Source organism: Shewanella sp. SM95 (genome assembly GCF_025653595.1).
Classification (GTDB): domain Bacteria; phylum Pseudomonadota; class Gammaproteobacteria; order Enterobacterales; family Shewanellaceae; genus Shewanella; species Shewanella oncorhynchi.
The window spans coordinates 1-16,590 of record NZ_JAKKSE010000008.1 but is presented as its reverse complement, the minus strand read 5'-3'; the positions used below and the strand labels follow the sequence as shown (position 1 = coordinate 16,590).

The 16,590-nt window shown below is 43.6% G+C and carries 14 protein-coding genes; 8 read left to right on the top strand and 6 right to left on the bottom strand.

The genetic code is table 11. From position 1 onward, the window contains the following. Nucleotides 1-180 precede the first annotated feature (180 nt). The 6 genes from L5M29_RS10675 to gcvP all read left to right on the top strand — a co-directional run bounded on the left by L5M29_RS10675 (nucleotide 181) and on the right by gcvP (nucleotide 8,217). The gene (locus L5M29_RS10675) at nucleotides 181-756 is read left to right on the top strand and encodes a UPF0149 family protein (protein ID WP_105252998.1); all 576 of its coding nucleotides are present in this window, start codon (nucleotides 181-183) and stop codon (nucleotides 754-756) included. 179 nt (nucleotides 757-935) lie between these two features. Further along, entirely contained in the window at nucleotides 936-2,177 is a 1,242-nt protein-coding gene (ubiH, locus tag L5M29_RS10670) for a 2-octaprenyl-6-methoxyphenyl hydroxylase (RefSeq protein ID WP_263167787.1), read from the top strand. A gap of 42 nt (nucleotides 2,178-2,219) precedes the next feature. Continuing rightward, the gene (locus L5M29_RS10665; RefSeq protein ID WP_263167785.1) at nucleotides 2,220-3,443 is read left to right on the top strand and encodes an FAD-dependent monooxygenase; all 1,224 of its coding nucleotides are present in this window, start codon (nucleotides 2,220-2,222) and stop codon (nucleotides 3,441-3,443) included. 253 nt (nucleotides 3,444-3,696) lie between these two features. After that, nucleotides 3,697-4,791, top strand: a complete 1,095-nt coding sequence (gene gcvT / locus L5M29_RS10660; RefSeq protein WP_212599688.1) for a glycine cleavage system aminomethyltransferase GcvT — start codon at nucleotides 3,697-3,699, stop codon at nucleotides 4,789-4,791. A gap of 25 nt (nucleotides 4,792-4,816) precedes the next feature. Next, a complete protein-coding gene (gene gcvH, locus L5M29_RS10655) occupies nucleotides 4,817-5,206 on the top strand; it encodes a glycine cleavage system protein GcvH (protein WP_011845766.1) in 390 nt (129 codons plus the stop codon). Between the two features lie 122 nt (nucleotides 5,207-5,328). Continuing rightward, nucleotides 5,329-8,217 carry an aminomethyl-transferring glycine dehydrogenase gene (gene gcvP, locus L5M29_RS10650; RefSeq protein WP_173247412.1) on the top strand — a complete coding sequence of 963 codons (2,889 nt, stop codon included), beginning with the start codon at nucleotides 5,329-5,331 and terminating at the stop codon, nucleotides 8,215-8,217. A 208-nt stretch (nucleotides 8,218-8,425) separates the two neighbouring features. On the opposite strand, the gene L5M29_RS10645 is transcribed toward gcvP, so the two are convergent. The 6 genes from L5M29_RS10645 to L5M29_RS10620 form a co-directional block, all read right to left on the bottom strand. Then, nucleotides 8,426-8,959, bottom strand: a complete 534-nt coding sequence (locus tag L5M29_RS10645) for a hypothetical protein (protein ID WP_263167782.1) — start codon at nucleotides 8,957-8,959, stop codon at nucleotides 8,426-8,428. 36 nt (nucleotides 8,960-8,995) lie between these two features. Beyond that, complete coding sequence (locus L5M29_RS10640) at nucleotides 8,996-10,567, bottom strand: ATP-binding protein (protein ID WP_263167781.1); 1,572 nt, start codon at nucleotides 10,565-10,567, stop codon at nucleotides 8,996-8,998. Then, entirely contained in the window at nucleotides 10,557-11,207 is a 651-nt protein-coding gene (locus tag L5M29_RS10635) for a hypothetical protein (RefSeq protein ID WP_263167779.1), read from the bottom strand. The genes L5M29_RS10640 and L5M29_RS10635 overlap by 11 nt, the downstream gene beginning before the upstream one ends. A gap of 12 nt (nucleotides 11,208-11,219) precedes the next feature. Next, nucleotides 11,220-12,236, bottom strand: coding sequence for a hypothetical protein (locus tag L5M29_RS10630; protein WP_263167777.1), 1,017 nt, complete (start codon nucleotides 12,234-12,236; stop codon nucleotides 11,220-11,222). After that, entirely contained in the window at nucleotides 12,136-13,134 is a 999-nt protein-coding gene (locus L5M29_RS10625; protein ID WP_263167776.1) for an SIR2 family NAD-dependent protein deacylase, read from the bottom strand. Before L5M29_RS10625 ends, L5M29_RS10630 begins: the two co-directional genes overlap by 101 nt. Nucleotides 13,135-13,198: 64 nt before the next feature. After that, nucleotides 13,199-14,113, bottom strand: a complete 915-nt coding sequence (locus tag L5M29_RS10620; RefSeq protein WP_263167775.1) for a nuclease-related domain-containing protein — start codon at nucleotides 14,111-14,113, stop codon at nucleotides 13,199-13,201. A 649-nt stretch (nucleotides 14,114-14,762) separates the two neighbouring features. Between L5M29_RS10620 and L5M29_RS10615 the strand changes: the two genes are divergently transcribed. After that, nucleotides 14,763-16,082 carry an SGNH/GDSL hydrolase family protein gene (locus L5M29_RS10615; protein ID WP_263167773.1) on the top strand — a complete coding sequence of 440 codons (1,320 nt, stop codon included), beginning with the start codon at nucleotides 14,763-14,765 and terminating at the stop codon, nucleotides 16,080-16,082. A gap of 350 nt (nucleotides 16,083-16,432) precedes the next feature. Further along, nucleotides 16,433-16,590, top strand: a 158-nt coding sequence (locus L5M29_RS10610) for a transposase (protein WP_259573881.1), incomplete at its 3' end; no start/stop codon positions are given.

Here is a 16,590-nt window from a genome sequence, read left to right as displayed (position 1 = left end):
AAAAGTGCAAGGTAAGCCGCAAATGGATTGGTCTTTGACGGTTTTGTTTGCTGTTTGTGTGAGCAGTTGGATAGTTTTTTATCAGGGCGTGGCCGATTTCGCCATTATTGGGATTCAGTATTGGTTCAAGTCTTTATCTCTGCTAGCATTGCTGCTGGAAAAATCTTATTGGGATCTGATATGGCAACCCCTCCTTCGTTACGTATCGACAGCTTAAAACTCGCCTTAGATGCGGCTGAAATCGGCCAGCATCCGGTAGAAGTTCACGGTGCTTTAGTCGGTTTAATCTGCGGTGGTGTAGAGCAAACTGGCGACACTTGGATCAAGCCTTTATTCGACCTGATGAACGATGGTCAACCTTTGCCAGCGCAGTTGCACCAATTAGTGTGTGATTTGTTTAACGATTCAGTGACGCGTTTAGTGGATTTTGAATTTGGTTTCATGCCGCTGTTGCCAGAAGAAGAAGAGCCGCTCAGCCAACGTGTTGAAGCCTTGTCCCTGTGGACCCAGAGTTTTTTGACTGGCATGGCGATTATTCAGCCGAAACTGAATCAAGCCTCGGCAGAAGTACGTGAAGTGATCAAAGACTTGGCGGAAATTGCCCAAGTGGAATTTGATGTTGCCGACGATGAAGAATCCGAAGCCGCTTACACTGAATTACTCGAGTTTGTACGTATTGCAGCCATCATGTGTTACTCGGAGTTTGGTCCTGAGCTTCCCCATGGCGAGGCTGACGATACTGCGGTTGTGCATTAGTTTACCGCAGTTGTTTAATGTTCAATAAGTTAACGCAGTAGTGGCTTCATTAGATGTCAAAGGTGGGCAAACCTGCCTTTGAGTCCATAGCACTGGTGTTTTTGAGTGCATAGCATTGATGTTTACATCTTTTATGTTTACATGCCTTAGTGTTATGCCAAAGCTTGAATGAGATCCCCATGACGGCCACAAATCACATGGATACTTCAGTTCAACACGTCGACATCGCGATTGTAGGCGGTGCGATGGCGGGGGCGACTCTCGCGTTAGCTCTCGCGCGTCTTTCTTTATCCGCAGCTCGGCCACTTTCTATCGCCTTAATCGAAGCGCACCTTCCCGATAAGCAACACCCCGGATTCGATGCTCGCTCTATTGCTATCGCCCATGGTTCTATTTTCGAATTATCCCGTTTAGGTTTATGGCAAAAGCTCGCCCATTTGGGCACGGCGATTGAAAATATCCATGTGTCGGATCGCGGCCACTTTGGCATGACAGAACTCAATGCGGCGCAGTTTCATTTAGATGCCCTAGGCCAAGTGGTTGAGCTTGAACGGGTTGGCCAAGTGCTGTTTAACGAGTTGAATAAGAGTAGTGTCAAACTCTATTGCCCCGCCAAGCTTGCCCAAGTAGAACCCGCCGTTGAAGGTCACACCTTAGTGCTCGATACGGGCGAGCGAATTCAAGCCAAACTTGTGGTCGCAGCCGATGGTTTGCAATCCAAAGTGCGCAGCAGTTTTAATTTGCCCGTGACCCAAGTGGCCTTTGAGCAAACGGCCATTATTGCCAATATTCAAACTGCCGATTTGCCAACCAATAGGCCTCACAAACATTGGGCCTATGAGCGCTTTACCCAAACAGGTCCCTTAGCGTTGTTGCCTATGGCCGATATTCAAGGTCAACCTCGCTTTTCTCTCGTGTGGGCGCTCGATGATGCGCGGGCTAAACAGATGCAAGACGCGCCTAAGGCTGAGTTTTTAGCGGCGCTGCAACAGGCCTTTGGTTATCGTGCAGGCACGTTTATCGATGTCAGCGCGCGCCATGCGTATCCGCTTAATTTGTCCTATATGCCAAGGCCAATTCATCACAGATGCGTGTTTATCGGCAATGCGGCGCAGACACTGCATCCGATTGCGGGGCAAGGGTTTAACTTAGGGTTGAGGGATGTGGTGAGTTTGCTCGAGGTAATCCAAACGGCGCTAGCTCAGGGCGAAGATATTGGCTCCGCCGCTGTGACCCATGCGTACCTTAATGCCCGCGAGCACGACAGAAACAGCACTATCCGAAATATCGAATTTTTAGTCCGTGGCTTTTCAAACCAATATTGGCCGACGGCGCTGGGGCGTAACTTAGGATTACGGCTCTTGTCTTGGTTTCCGCCACTGAAAACCCCTGTAGCTCAAAAGGCTATGGGCTGGAAATAACTCCGCAATTTACTGGTATCGCAACGCGAAAAGGATGTACCCATGTTAAGTTCACAAGCCTATGACATCGCCATTGTGGGTGGCGGCATGGTGGGACTCGCCACCGCGATTGGATTGGCGCAGGCTGATCTGAATGTCGTCGTTATCGATGCGGGCCACACTGAGGCCGTGAGCGGCGAGCCGCGTTTACGGGTGAGCGCCATCAATAAGGCGAGCCAGCGCTTGTTAGAAAACTTAGGGGCATGGAGTTATTTAGATACTTCCCGCGCTACGCCTTATCAAAAAATGGCGGTGTGGGATAAAGACGGTTTCGGTAAAATTGCCTTTGATGCAAACAGCATCAGCGAAACCAGTCTCGGCGCGATTATCGAAAACGATGCCATTAGCTTTGCTCTCGCCAAACGCGCCAGTGAGTTTGACAATATCACCCATATTCAAAACCAACGCATAGAGCGCATTGCTTTTGGTGAGCGCGAAGCTTGGTTGACCCTTGCCAATGGCGTCGAGTCTGAAATAGAAAGTGTCAGTGCTGCACTTGTGATAGCCGCCGATGGCGCCAACTCTTGGGTGCGCGAGCAGTGCAAGATCCCGCTGACCTTTTGGGATTACGGCCACCACGCAATCGTCGCAACTATTCGCACCGAAATGCCACACCTTGCTACCGCCCGCCAAGTGTTTTTGCAGGACGGCCCGCTAGCATTTTTACCTCTGTATGAAGACAATCTCTGCTCTATCGTCTGGTCGGTGCCGCCCGAGCGCGCCACTGAATTATTGGCAATGGATAAAGTGCAATTCGAGCGCAACTTAACCGCGGCTTTCGACGGTCGTTTAGGGATTTGCAAGCTGGAAAGCGAGCGCCACGCTTTTCCATTACGGATGCGCTACGCCCGCCATTTTGCCCGTCACCGTTTAGTGTTGGCAGGCGATGCTGCCCATACTATTCATCCGCTGGCTGGCCAAGGGGTGAACCTCGGCTTTTTAGATGCGGCCAGCATTATCGAAGTGATCAGCGAATTACAGCAAGCGGGTAAAGATATCGGCGATTATGCGCAGCTGCGTGCACTTGAACGTTGGCGCAAAGCCGATGCAATGGAGATGATCGCAGCGATGGAGGGCTTTAAACGCCTATTCGAAGGTTCAAACCCAGTCAAAAAGGCGATTCGCGATCTGGGATTAAATCTCGTTGATAATGTCGCTGGGCTGAAAACAGTGTTCATACAACAGGCCATGGGCAATAAGTCGGCACTGCCTAAGTTGTGCCGTTAGCCTAGGTTGCGCTAATGTGATCAGAATTGCCGCTAATATCAGCATATTGACTGCAAGCTGCGCAAATCTGGCCTTCGCATGTAAAAAAATTACATGTTGAAGATGAGAAAATCTAATGACAATGGCTTCGGATTAGAAAAATCTCCTGTATACAAATTTGTGACGCAAGGTATAATTTCGCCGCATTTTAGACCCTAGTATCTACACCCTACACTAGGCAGAGACCTGAAAAAGGCCGCAAAAAGGGATAACAATGGCTAACAAAACTATTCTGTTTAACAAGCACTTAGAATCAAACGCTAAGATGGTCGACTTCCACGGTTGGGATATGCCCCTCAACTATGGTTCACAAATCGAAGAACACAACGCTGTGCGTCAAGACGCGGGTATGTTCGACGTATCCCACATGACTGTGGTTGATGTGATAGGTAGCGACGCTGGTGCATTTCTACGTAAGTTGCTGGCGAACGATGTGGCTAGACTTAAAGTGCCAGGTAAAGCCTTATACAGCGGCATGTTAGATGACAATGCCGGTATCATCGACGACCTCATCACTTATTACCTCACTGACACTAACTACCGCGTGGTAGTGAACTCAGCGACCCGCGAAAAAGATCTCGCATGGATCGCCAAGCAATCCCAAGGTTTTGATGTCACTGTGACTGAGCGTCCTGAGCTGGCGATGATTGCCGTTCAAGGTCCTAACGCAAAAGCGAAGGCCGCTGCCGTGTTCAGTGCCGAGCAAAACGCCGCCATCGAAGGCATGAAACCTTTCTTCGGTAAGCAAGCTGGCTCACTGTTTATTGCGACTACGGGTTACACAGGCGAAGCGGGCTACGAAATTATCGTCCCAGAAGATGAAGCCCAAGCCTTGTGGCAAGCATTGTTAGATCAAGGGGTTAAACCTTGTGGTCTTGGTGCCCGTGACACGCTGCGTCTCGAAGCTGGTATGAATCTTTACGGCTTAGACATGGACGAAACCATCAACCCATTGGCCGCCAACATGGGCTGGACTATTGCATGGGAACCAAACGACCGTGACTTCATCGGCCGTAAAGCCCTCGAAACACTTCGCGATGCCGGAACCAGCAAACTTGTTGGTCTAGTGATGGAAGAAAAGGGCGTGTTACGCCATGATATGCCAGTATTTTTCACCGACTCAGCTGGTGTAGAGCAACAAGGCGTGATCACCAGCGGGACTTTCTCGCCAACATTGGGCTATTCTATTGCGATGGCACGTGTTCCTAGCTCGATTGGGGATACTGCGGAAGTCGAAATGCGTAAAAAACGTGTGGCTGTTAGAGTAGTGGCGCCAAACTTTGTGCGCAACGGTAAACAAGCATTTTAAAAAAACGGAACAAGGAACAAGAACAATGAGCAATATTCCGACAGAACTGAAATACGCCTCTTCACACGAATGGATCCGCAAGGAAGAAGACGGTAGCTACACAGTAGGTATCACTGAGCACGCCCAAGAGCTGTTAGGTGACATGGTTTTCGTTGAGCTCCCAGAAGTTGGCGACACTGTGACTGCGGGTGAAGACTGTGCTGTAGCTGAATCAGTAAAAGCGGCGTCTGACATTTATGCCCCCATTTCTGGTGAAGTGATTGCCGTGAACGAAGCGCTGGAAGATTCGCCAGAACTCGTTAACAGCAGTGCTTACGGCGAAGGCTGGTTCTTCCGCGTAATGCCTTCTGACGAATCAGAAGTCGACGCTCTGCTGGATGCTGAAGGCTACCAAGCTGTCATCGACGAAGAATAATCGTCGACGCTAACGAAGCCCTAAGGGGCTTCGTTTGTTTTAGCGCAAGATTGACATAACAACAGTCCGTTAATCAGTACCCTACAGTTCTGAATTTCGGCAAATCTGGAACAAGGTTTATCATGACCAAGCAAACCCTCACTCAGTTAGAACAGCACGATTTATTCCTACGTCGTCATATCGGCCCAGATAGCAGCCAACAGCAAGCCATGCTGAACTATGTTGGTGCTGAGTCTCTGGACGATCTGACCGCGCAAATTGTGCCTGAGTCGATCCGTTTAAGCCAAGACCTGAGCATTGGTGATTCCTGCGGCGAAGCCGAAGGCATTGCTTACATTCGTGGTTTAGCGAAACAAAACCAAGTATTTAAGAGCTATATCGGCATGGGTTACTACGGCACTCAAGTGCCAAACGTGATCCTGCGTAACGTATTTGAAAACCCAGGTTGGTACACGGCTTATACGCCATATCAGCCAGAAATCGCCCAAGGCCGTTTAGAAGCCATTCTAAACTTCCAACAAGTGTCGATGGACTTAACGGGTTTAGATTTGGCTTCTGCTTCTTTGTTAGATGAAGCAACTGCTGCTGCCGAAGCGATGGCGCTGGCAAAGCGCGTTTCTAAAGCGAAAAAAGCCAATATCTTCTTCGTTGCCGATGATGTGTTCCCGCAAACCTTAGACGTAGTGAAAACCCGCGCTGAGTGTTTTGGTTTTGAAGTGGTGGTTGGCCCTGCATCTGAGGCCGTTAACCATGAGCTGTTTGGTGCTTTGTTCCAATATACTAACCGTTTCGGTCAAATCACTGACTTCAGCGAATTATTCGCAACTCTGCGTGCGAAGAATGTGGTTGTGACTGTCGCCGCCGACATTATGTCCTTGGTATTACTGAAATCACCGGGCGCTATGGGCGCCGATGTGGTATTCGGTAGTGCCCAGCGTTTTGGCGTGCCAATGGGCTTTGGTGGCCCACACGCGGCCTTCTTCGTTGCCCGTGACGAGCACAAACGTTCTATGCCTGGCCGTATCATTGGTGTGTCAAAAGACGCCCGTGGTAACCGCGCACTGCGTATGGCAATGCAAACTCGTGAGCAACATATCCGTCGCGAAAAAGCCAACTCAAACATTTGTACTGCACAAATTCTGTTAGCGAATATGGCGTCTTTCTACGCCGTATTCCACGGCCCAGATGGCCTGAAAACTATTGCATCACGCATTCACCGTTTCGCCGATATTTTAGCGACAGGCTTAAAAGCGAAGGGCGTGAACTTAGTCAACAGCACTTGGTTTGATACTGTTAGCATCAAAGGCTTAGATGTTGCTGCCGTCAATGCACGCGCACTGGCTGCTGAAATGAATCTACGTTTCGATGCCGATGGTATTGTGGGCGTGAGCTTAGACGAAACCACGTTGCGCACAGATATCGAAGCCCTGTTCGATGTGATCTTAGGTGCCGGCCATGGTTTAGATGTTGCCGCGTTAGACGCGCAAATCGTGAGCCAAGGTAGCCAATCGATTCCGGCGGCACTTGTGCGCCAAGATGCGATTTTAAGCCACCCAACCTTCAATCGCTATCAAAGCGAAACCGAGATGATGCGTTATATCAAACGTCTCGAAAGCAAAGACTTAGCTCTTAACTACTCGATGATTTCACTGGGCTCATGCACCATGAAGTTAAACGCAGCGGTTGAAATGCTCCCTGTGAGCTGGCCAGAATTTGCCAACATGCACCCATTCAGCCCACTGGATCAAGCCAAAGGCTTTACTCAGTTGATTGAAGAGTTGTCGACTTGGTTAGTGAACATCACAGGCTACGACGCTGTGTGCATCCAGCCAAACTCAGGCGCTCAAGGTGAATACGCTGGCTTGTTAGCCATCAAGAAATACCATGAGTCACGTGGCGATGCGCACAGAAACATCTGTTTGATCCCGCAATCTGCCCACGGTACTAACCCTGCATCGGCACAATTAGCCGGTATGCAAGTGGTAGTGACGGCGTGTGATAAGCAAGGTAACGTCGATTTAGAAGATCTGAAGACGAAAGCTGCCGAAGTGGCTGAAAACCTGTCTTGCATCATGATCACTTACCCATCGACCCACGGTGTGTATGAAGAATCTATCCGCGAAATCTGCAACATAGTACATCAGCACGGCGGTCAAGTGTACTTAGACGGCGCTAACATGAACGCGCAGGTAGGCTTAACGTCTCCTGGTTTTATCGGTGCCGACGTATCACACCTTAACCTGCACAAAACCTTCGCGATTCCACACGGCGGCGGTGGTCCAGGTATGGGCCCAATCGGCGTGAAATCACACTTAGCCCCATTCGTTGCGGGTCACGTTGTGGTTAAACCGGGACGCGTGAGCGACAACAACGGCGCCGTCTCAGCTGCACCTTACGGTAGTGCTGGCATTCTGCCGATCAGCTGGATGTACATTAAGCTGCTTGGTTCAAAGGGTCTGAAAAAGTCGACCCAAACTGCGCTGTTAAACGCTAACTATGTGATGAAGAAGCTGTCTGAACACTACCCAGTATTGTTCCGTGGCCGTAACGATCGCGTCGCGCACGAATGTATTATCGACCTACGTCCACTGAAAGAAGCCTCTGGCGTGACCGAAATGGATATTGCTAAGCGTTTGAATGACTACGGTTTCCACGCGCCAACCATGAGCTTCCCTGTTGCGGGAACCCTGATGATTGAGCCTACGGAATCAGAGTCTAAGGTGGAACTCGATCGTTTCATCGACGCTATGGTGTCAATCCGTGCCGAAATCGCCAAAGTGGAATCGGGCGAATGGCCAGCGGACAACAACCCGCTGCACAACGCACCGCACACTATGGCCGATATCATGGACCCAGAGTTTGATACGCGTCCATACAGCCGCGAAGTGGCCGTGTTCCCAAGTGCAGCAGTACGCACGAATAAGTTCTGGCCAACCGTGAATCGTATCGATGACGTTTACGGCGACCGTAACTTGATGTGTTCATGCGCACCATTATCAGACTACGAATAATTAATAATGGCTACTTGGCCTAGATAATTCGGCGTCAGCCAACACTTTTCGCTACTCATTGACACCAGTCAACTCCGTGGCGAAAAGCATCGGCTTCCTTGCCTTATCGTCGGCAGTAACGCCATTATTATTCTTCGGCTTCAGTGAATTTGAAGCATGAAAAAGCGAACCGATTGGTTCGCTTTTTTATTGGTGGATTTCTATTTATTCAATTACTAAACAAGCGTTTAATTGCTGATTCTGCTCGAGAAATTGATGAAGTTTGCTCACCCATTTCAACTTTAAAACAGTTGAAACTAGGTCCAGTCTTAGGTGACCAATCCTCAAACTGAATGACTCTCATGCTTCTACCTTGTGGTGGCAGTAAAAAATCCAATAAGCGGTTGGTAAGGTCTTCATGGTGACTAGTAACAATCACTTGTCGTTTCCACTTATCTCCATCGTTAGCATATGCCATCTTTCTGAGTAATACTGCAGCGGGGATCAATTGGTTCATATCTAACGATGTAGTGAAGTCATCAAAACCTATTACTTGATGGTTTAACGTATCTGCGAGCGCTAGATTAAGATTGATGGTCCAACAAATAGCAAGTTGGGTTTTTTGCCCTGTCGATAAGTCGGAAAATTTAACCTCATTTTGTGTTTCAAAAGTCCATGCTGGTTTTTTATCGGTACCAGTATTACTAAGTTTGATTGGGAGGAAGCCTTTAGGAAAATGAAATTTATCAAGTAATGAATTCATGTTTTCAGTCAAACTTTGTAGTTCAACAGCTGGAATCTAGCTCATAAGGTTTAGTAATTGGCTGTTTATTCCAGACTCCTGTTTACAAATTTTTATTGCACTAGATAGTAAGGTTTCCGCGTTTTCAATACTCTCAGGTTGACTAATATTTTTTTCATCAACTTGTTTTTCATACTCAATACTTGACCAATCCCGAAATGTACCAATCAAAATTTTAAGTGAGTAAATATCGTTATTTTCAAATTGAGCTTTTGGCAATTTGGCAAGTTTGTTTTTTGCGTAACTAAGTGCTTCACCGACCGTAAAAGTTGTTTCTTGGAATTTTTCTTTTAACTCAAACTTGAAACGATTGAATTGATCTGCCGCAGTACTATATAAGTTTAATCGTTGGATTTCTGATGAAATTCGTTTACCTTGAACTTCAATGTTTATACGTTGCTGGTATAGTTCTTTAAGCTTTTTCTGGCTCATAACTTTTAATTTATCAAGGTTGTCAGTCAAATCTTCAATAATTTTGGCTAAACTAACGCTTTCAGCATCATTATCAAAAGCACTTAGCCATTGGTCGATATTTTCATGAAAACTATTTAACCAGTTTTCAAGACTATCACTGTCTATAAGCTTTCTTATTGCATCAGATACTTTTTGATATTCTATTCGAAGTTCTTCTTGTTCAGGTAAAAGTTTTTTTATCTCAAGTAAATACTTATTCTCATCAACATCAACAATGAGCAGATCTAACGATGAGGGTGATAAATTATTTCCTTTGCTTCCATCGAACCATTTTACTTCTAATTCAGCAGGTAACTGTTCCAGTCTATCGAAGAGGGCAGGATCAAACTCTGGCTTTTTTTCTTGCTCAGGTTTATCTGCCATTATTTTGAACTCAACATCTCTGAGGCACTTTTCAATATGTGCTAAATATTCAGGAATACTCTCACCTATTACCTGGTTATTACTTGTTAATTCACTTAGTCCTTTAGACAGATTTCTTATTTGTGAGTCCCATTTGCTCTGCAAATTTCCATTGTTTATTGTGAGCGTAGATGACTTTAACAATGCTTTAATAGGATTGTCATTGTTAAGAGATTCTGTTTTTTCAGTGATTATTCCTGCAAATTTCTTCCGTTCTGTTTCATAATCTTTTCGGTATTTACTCTGCTGTAATTGTTGTTGCAATTTTTCTAATTCTATTTGCAGTGATTTAAGGCTCGCTTTCATTGCGTGCGCGGGCTTGTTATCCGGTTCAAGTAGCTGTATGACTTCATTGCAGGCTAGCTCTTTAATATGTTCCTGAAAGAAAAAAGTCGATACAGTCTTTAAAAAATCCCCCCCATGATTTTTTTCACCTATGTCGAACTTATTGCCATTTACCACGACTAACCCAGTTTTTTCATCTTGATTAAGATATTTATTAGGGATGCCGTCTTGGTTCATCGTCCAGTCTAAGGCTTCTAATAATGATGTTTTTCCTACACCATTTTTTCCTGTAATCAGAATTAAATCAGCATTGTCAAAATCAAAACGATTATTTTTTTGACCTTGGTTATACCTATATCCTTTAAAGTTTTGAAGCTCAATTGAACTGATAGTTTTATTAAGCGTCATTTTTTGTTCCTTCAAAGAATTGTGTACCTAACAGGTTATTTAAATCATCAACAATCTCTTGTTGCCAATTTCGAGCCATTTTATCTACTTGTCCATGCTCCAAAGCTTGAAGCACATTATCTGTATATCGCCAAAAAAGCTGTGGTTCAGTACCTGTTGGAATTTTTGCAGAAGGAATAGTCTCAAGTAAAAGTTCCTTAAAACGTTTGTTATCAATACGTTTGGGTGAATACGGCTTAACTTGTAATGCTCCAGTCCATTTATCTACAAGCTCTTTTACACTAGGATACTCTTCAGTATTTGCTATTTGGACAATAAAACGTCCACGATGCCAGTCCTGATCACCTGTTATATTAACCCATTGATTTAATATGTTTTGTTTGTTGATGGCATCAAGGTCAATGATCGCAATTAATGGTGAGAAATAATGAAGGTCGCGAAGTAAATCTGCCAATTGGTCCATTTTCTGCGCGATGTCAAAACGCATATCAGTCCAATTTATTTTGTCAGCATTAATTGCTGGCGATAACCATATAACTAAATTGCAAGCTGATGAGCAATGGACTGAGATAGGCATTACTGATAATGTTTGATCAGTTCTTTTATCTAGCTCGATGCTAAAGTAGTCATTTTTTTCCAATTGTCACTTCCTTTAGACTTGTATTAAGTAAGAGCGCTTATTTAAGCTTGGCTGGTTCGCATAGTAATAATGAGTAGGTGATTGAACTGCATTCATCAGTCTTTTATTTATAGACGAAATACTATTCAAGCGGCCATCATAGAAAATATGCTTCCATCCCAAAGCAATTATGGTGCTAGGTTGCAAGGTGCTTTTGTCCATGATTTTTGATAAACGATGTATTTGTGGTCTAGTACAACTCCCCGCATTTCCTATTAGAAGAATCAACTCTGCGGCACCAGTTATTTCATTTGATATATTTGAATCGGTTAAGAATGATGGGCTGGCTGAAACGTACAGAGATTTCACTTCATCTTTTAGCGAAATCCCAATACCTCTTTTTTGGCAAAAGCTAATCTGTTCTTTACGATTTCTATGCAAAATAAATAGCAACAGCATCAGCTCGGACATCAGCGCTTTATTTTCATTAACGGGTACGTAGTGAGCAGCTTCGTCTTGCTCATTAAAATGACCGTTTAACATCTGAAGACACGTACTAAACGCTTGATAAATATTTTCTGGTAATATTGTCCTAGCACATATCTGTTTTATCGAGCTCAACCAGTCAGGCACACTTGTTATTTGCGATGTTTCATTATCTTGAAGTTTGTCATCTTCAAGAGTCTTTTCAAAGGTCGATAAAATCTCGCCAAGTATTGTAGAAGCATAGGGAACAATTGCAGTAAAACTTGCATTTGCAGCAACAATACTATGCTTAAGCGCATTGATTAACAGCTGGCGATAGATACGCTCAAAAATAGCCTTCCATAGTTCGTCAGCAGATAAAGAACAACCAATCTTAGGGTTCCGTATAATTAACTGATCGCCATCCAGCGCGTTGAAACTATGCTGAAAAGCATATGTTTTAACAATTTGCTGTTGGTGAAAACTAGGATGTGGTGCATAAATTGCTACTATTGGTGCAGATGGTGTATAAAATAAAGTTCCTTTTTCCTTTTTCCTTTTTGGGCGAATAGTCGGAATATTCATCCAATACTGTTTGTAATGTATGATGAATTTGTGGTTCGTCGCTACCAAACCCATTAAAAAATAATGTATTAGAACGTAGTCTGTCTTTAAATATATCTGCTGCCCATTGTCGATTACGCCATTGTTGCAGTTGACGTTCAGTAAGTAAGATTCGCTCACATTGATCTGCATTACTACCATCGCCTAGTTCTTCAGCACAACCGTTTATTTTGAAAATTTTAAGATGATTAACGACTCCATTAGACGCAGCACCGAGTTCTCGATATTTATCCAGGTTTGCGATTACATCAGCATACCCCTTGCCTGCAACTTTTTCGTAAGCTTTTTCAAAATTACAATCATAGTTGGTCGTGATAACTTCACTGATTAAGGACTCTCTAGCCAGTTTAGCTATAATTTTATGAGCAGGAGTTGGTTCGAGTTTTGTGTATTCGACAATTCTTAATAACTCAACAAGTCGTTTGTAAGGTGTTTTAGAATTATTCGATTCATCGTATTGGCTATTGGTTTCCCACAGGAAAAGTTCAGCCAAATTTCCTAGTTTAAGGTTTTTTGCTGCCGAAATTACGTCACAAAAGAAGCAGCCAGAATTAATTTTGCCAACCGATACAATTGAATGCCCTAGCTGTTGCAGTCTTATTTGGCATCCTTGTTGAACATTTATTCCGTTAATAGTTGTAATCTGGGTGCAAATTGGGCCATGAAGATTGTTATCAAAACGAGCTACTCGTTTTGATAACAAAGCACATTCTAGGGTTGATACCATCCAAGGCACAGTATGATATCTAAGCCCTTCAGGGTGTTCACTATATAGTGAAATACCAGCACCAGCGACAGGAACACATCGTCTATTTAGAATTTGTCGAACGACATATTCGAAAGAATTATTAGGGGTCATGACCACAGCCTTAATTTGACTTTATCTATTCTCAAAAGTTGAGTCAGATTTAGTTTATCTAAAATCACTTTAACACCTCGCTTTTACTTAGGCATCTTTGTGCGACTTGATAAATAATTTGTTCTACTTGTTGCTGGGTAAGTGCTTGGGTTCTGAGTGTTGGGATAGTGCCGACTAATTGTTTGTGGTTAAGGATCGGGAACGGTGGCTTGGTCTGACAGGTGACATACCAGCCGGGGAATACGAGTACTGGGGTTGAAGATACTGGTGCCCCTGTAGCCTTGGTTAACCATTGGCTGACCCATTGGGCTTGGCGCTGCGCTTGTTCAATTGGTTTGGTTTCTGTCCACGAGGGGAAGTTTAATCGCCCGTCTTTGTAAAATACTTGATAGCCTTTTTTACCAGAGACTGGGCCAGTTCCATTGGTTTGGAGTAGGTCTTTATTGCGCTTATGGCGGCCTTTGGTTTCAATGGCGAATACGCCATTTTTGCCTACGACAAGATGGTCGATGTTAAAGCCGTCGGCTTGGACATCGTGAAACACTTGATAACCCAATGCTTGTAAGCCGATAAGTTCATTGGCGGTGGCAATTTCAGCGGTATGACCGAGGCGTAATTTGATGAGCTTGGAAAAGAGTTTCCAGGTTTTAATGCCGAAGTAAATTACTCCTATTAAACCTGTTAAGGCGAACAACCAAGGGAATTTTCCGACTGTGATATGCGCTTGGATGCTGCTGGCGGCAAATGGAAGGCAAACAATGAATAGTCCCATCATCATGCAGCCGATTAAATCTAATTGCAGATCATGGATTTGCTCTTGTAAGCCATAGGCGGGGATACGGGTCAGTTGCTCACGATCAACGGGCAGCTTGACGGTTGCATCGCGATGTTTGAGCAACACATACATCACACCCACTGTGACAAGAAGGCCAGAGAGAAGTATCCCGTAGGATAAAAGAATGCTGCTGAAATCGGTCATTTACGTCCCTGAAGTAATGCGAGTCAATAGTTAACCCGATGACATAACCCGCTAATCAAATGTACTTATTATTTTGGAAAGTGGTGGCAGACTTGTCTGCTTAGAGTTTGGGCGCACATTGCTGATTTGCTTCTTCTTCCCTAAATGGCGTGCTCGATGATTGAGTTCGAGTTTGCCCTGCATTTTCCTGAGTGGTCACACTTTTTACTTTATGGTCACACTTTAACCCGCTCAATACGGTTTAATCAATGCGCTTTATCACAAAAATGTATTTTAAATAACAACTTGTATACAAGTTACTCTGGGGAAAAGATCTGATAGGTATCATTTGTCGCGTCGCGTTTTTAGATTCTGATATTTTTCCTTACTAAACTTGCCGATCTACACAAGTGTTAAACAAGATTAAGCACTTCATGTAAATAACTACCCGTAGTAAGGATATTTTATATTGCCTCATCGGACCAGTTTTAAGCGTCAACATACTAATTATAATATTTTTTTGAGTTTTTTATCATTATTCTCCCTTACTTAATATTTATTCTGATATTGGCTGTGAAAAAACTTATTAGTCTATTGAATTACTAGGTTTCTCAATTTTAATTTTATGGCCAATTTATATGTGTTGATTTTATTTTTGTTAAGGAAATGTATGAATAAGGCTTTATTATTTTTTTCATTAACCCTACCTTTTTCAGCTGCTTGGGCTGCTAATGAAACGTTTAGGGATGATATGGAGAGCCAAACTAGCATATTGGAAACGCTTAGATCTGCGGATATCGATGAGATAGATGATATAGATGAGACAGATGGTCCAGATAACCATTTGGAAGCTGGTCACAGTCATACTTATATTCGTTGTTGGTATAGATTAGATCAAACGCATAATAATCCTGCAACTGAACATAGATGGGCAAAGCAAAAGGACAGTGATGAATATTATTCTATTCAAGGCGCTTGGAGACATAAGCTTTCGGGTAAAAATATGTTTTATACAGAGACGTCACAAGATGAAATCATGCAACGGTGTGTCGATACATTAGGGGTTTCAAGTAACGAAGTCGCAGATATCACCTTCTTTGCTGCTAATGAAAAATTGTCATTTAATCAGACTATCTGGACGCAAGATAAGGCGGGACAAGGGAATAAAATTAACAAAATTATCGCATTTGGTGATAGTTTGTCTGATACGGGAAATCTATTTAATGGTTCTGAGTGGCGATTTCCAAATCCTAACTCTTGGTTTTTAGGTCATTTTTCTAATGGATTTGTATGGCCGGAATATTTAGCTAAATCGCAGAATATTCCTCTGTATAATTGGTCTGTTGGCGGGGCCGCAGGTATTGATGAATATAAAATTATTCCCGGTTTAGGTCATCAAATACAATCCTATTTTCATTATTTAAAAAAGGCTGAAAATTACCAGCCTGCAAATACGTTATTTACACTTGAAATTGGCCTTAATGATTTTATGAATTATGAACGTGAGGTTAAAGATGTGAGTCAGAACTTAAGTGATGGGTTAAAACGTTTAGTTGATGAAGGCGGGGCTCAGCATATTATTTTATTCACGTTGCCCGATGCTACGCGCGCACCACAGTTCAAGTATTCTACTCAAGAAAACATTGTAAAAATAAAATCAAAAATTGAAGAGTTCAATGGTTTTATTAAACAGCAGGCTCTGTTGTATCAAGCAAAAGGTATAGATCTAGTGCTGTTTGATGCTCATTCTATCTTCGATGAAATTATTCAAAATCCTAAAGAGTATGGTTTTGTTAATGTCACAGATGCTTGCTTAGATATCAATAGAGATAGTAGTAAGGATTATTTGTTGTCACACAGCTTAACAAAAGATTGTGCCTACTATGGCTCTGATAAGTATCTGTTTTGGGGGATCACTCATCCAACGACTGCCGTGCATAAAGTTTTTGCGGATAAGATTATTGAAACAGGTTTTTTTAATCGTCATTAACAGAATAGTCGGCGAGTAAGATATTTTGGTTAAATATATCTTTAAATAATCAATAATATGGAGGTAAGCCAGTCAAAGCTGCTTTACTTCCATGAGTAAATTGAGTCCGTTGTAATTTAAGCCAGTAAAGCCACATCTTTTTGCATTTTTTAGCACCGCTTTTAAATTGCCCGAATAATGCTGATACTTTGAACTGTGGTGAAATCATGTTACTTGACGTGTTGCTCGCCGAGTAGAATGAGCTGCTAAGTAGTATTAGCTAGGGTCTGTTGATCTTTCGAGAGTAATTTTTAGACAGCATGGCAAGACGTTATAATTTGCTTCGCCAAAAGTAACCATAACCTCAAGCCATGCCAAGACTTATGCTAACCGATGCACGCTGGGAAAAGCTATTTCATTTAATGAAAAGCACAGGCCGTGTTTATGACAAACCTGAACATAGACAAACATTCGAAGGTATTCTTTACCGCCTTAGAACAGGTATCCCTTGGCGAGATTTACCTAAAGA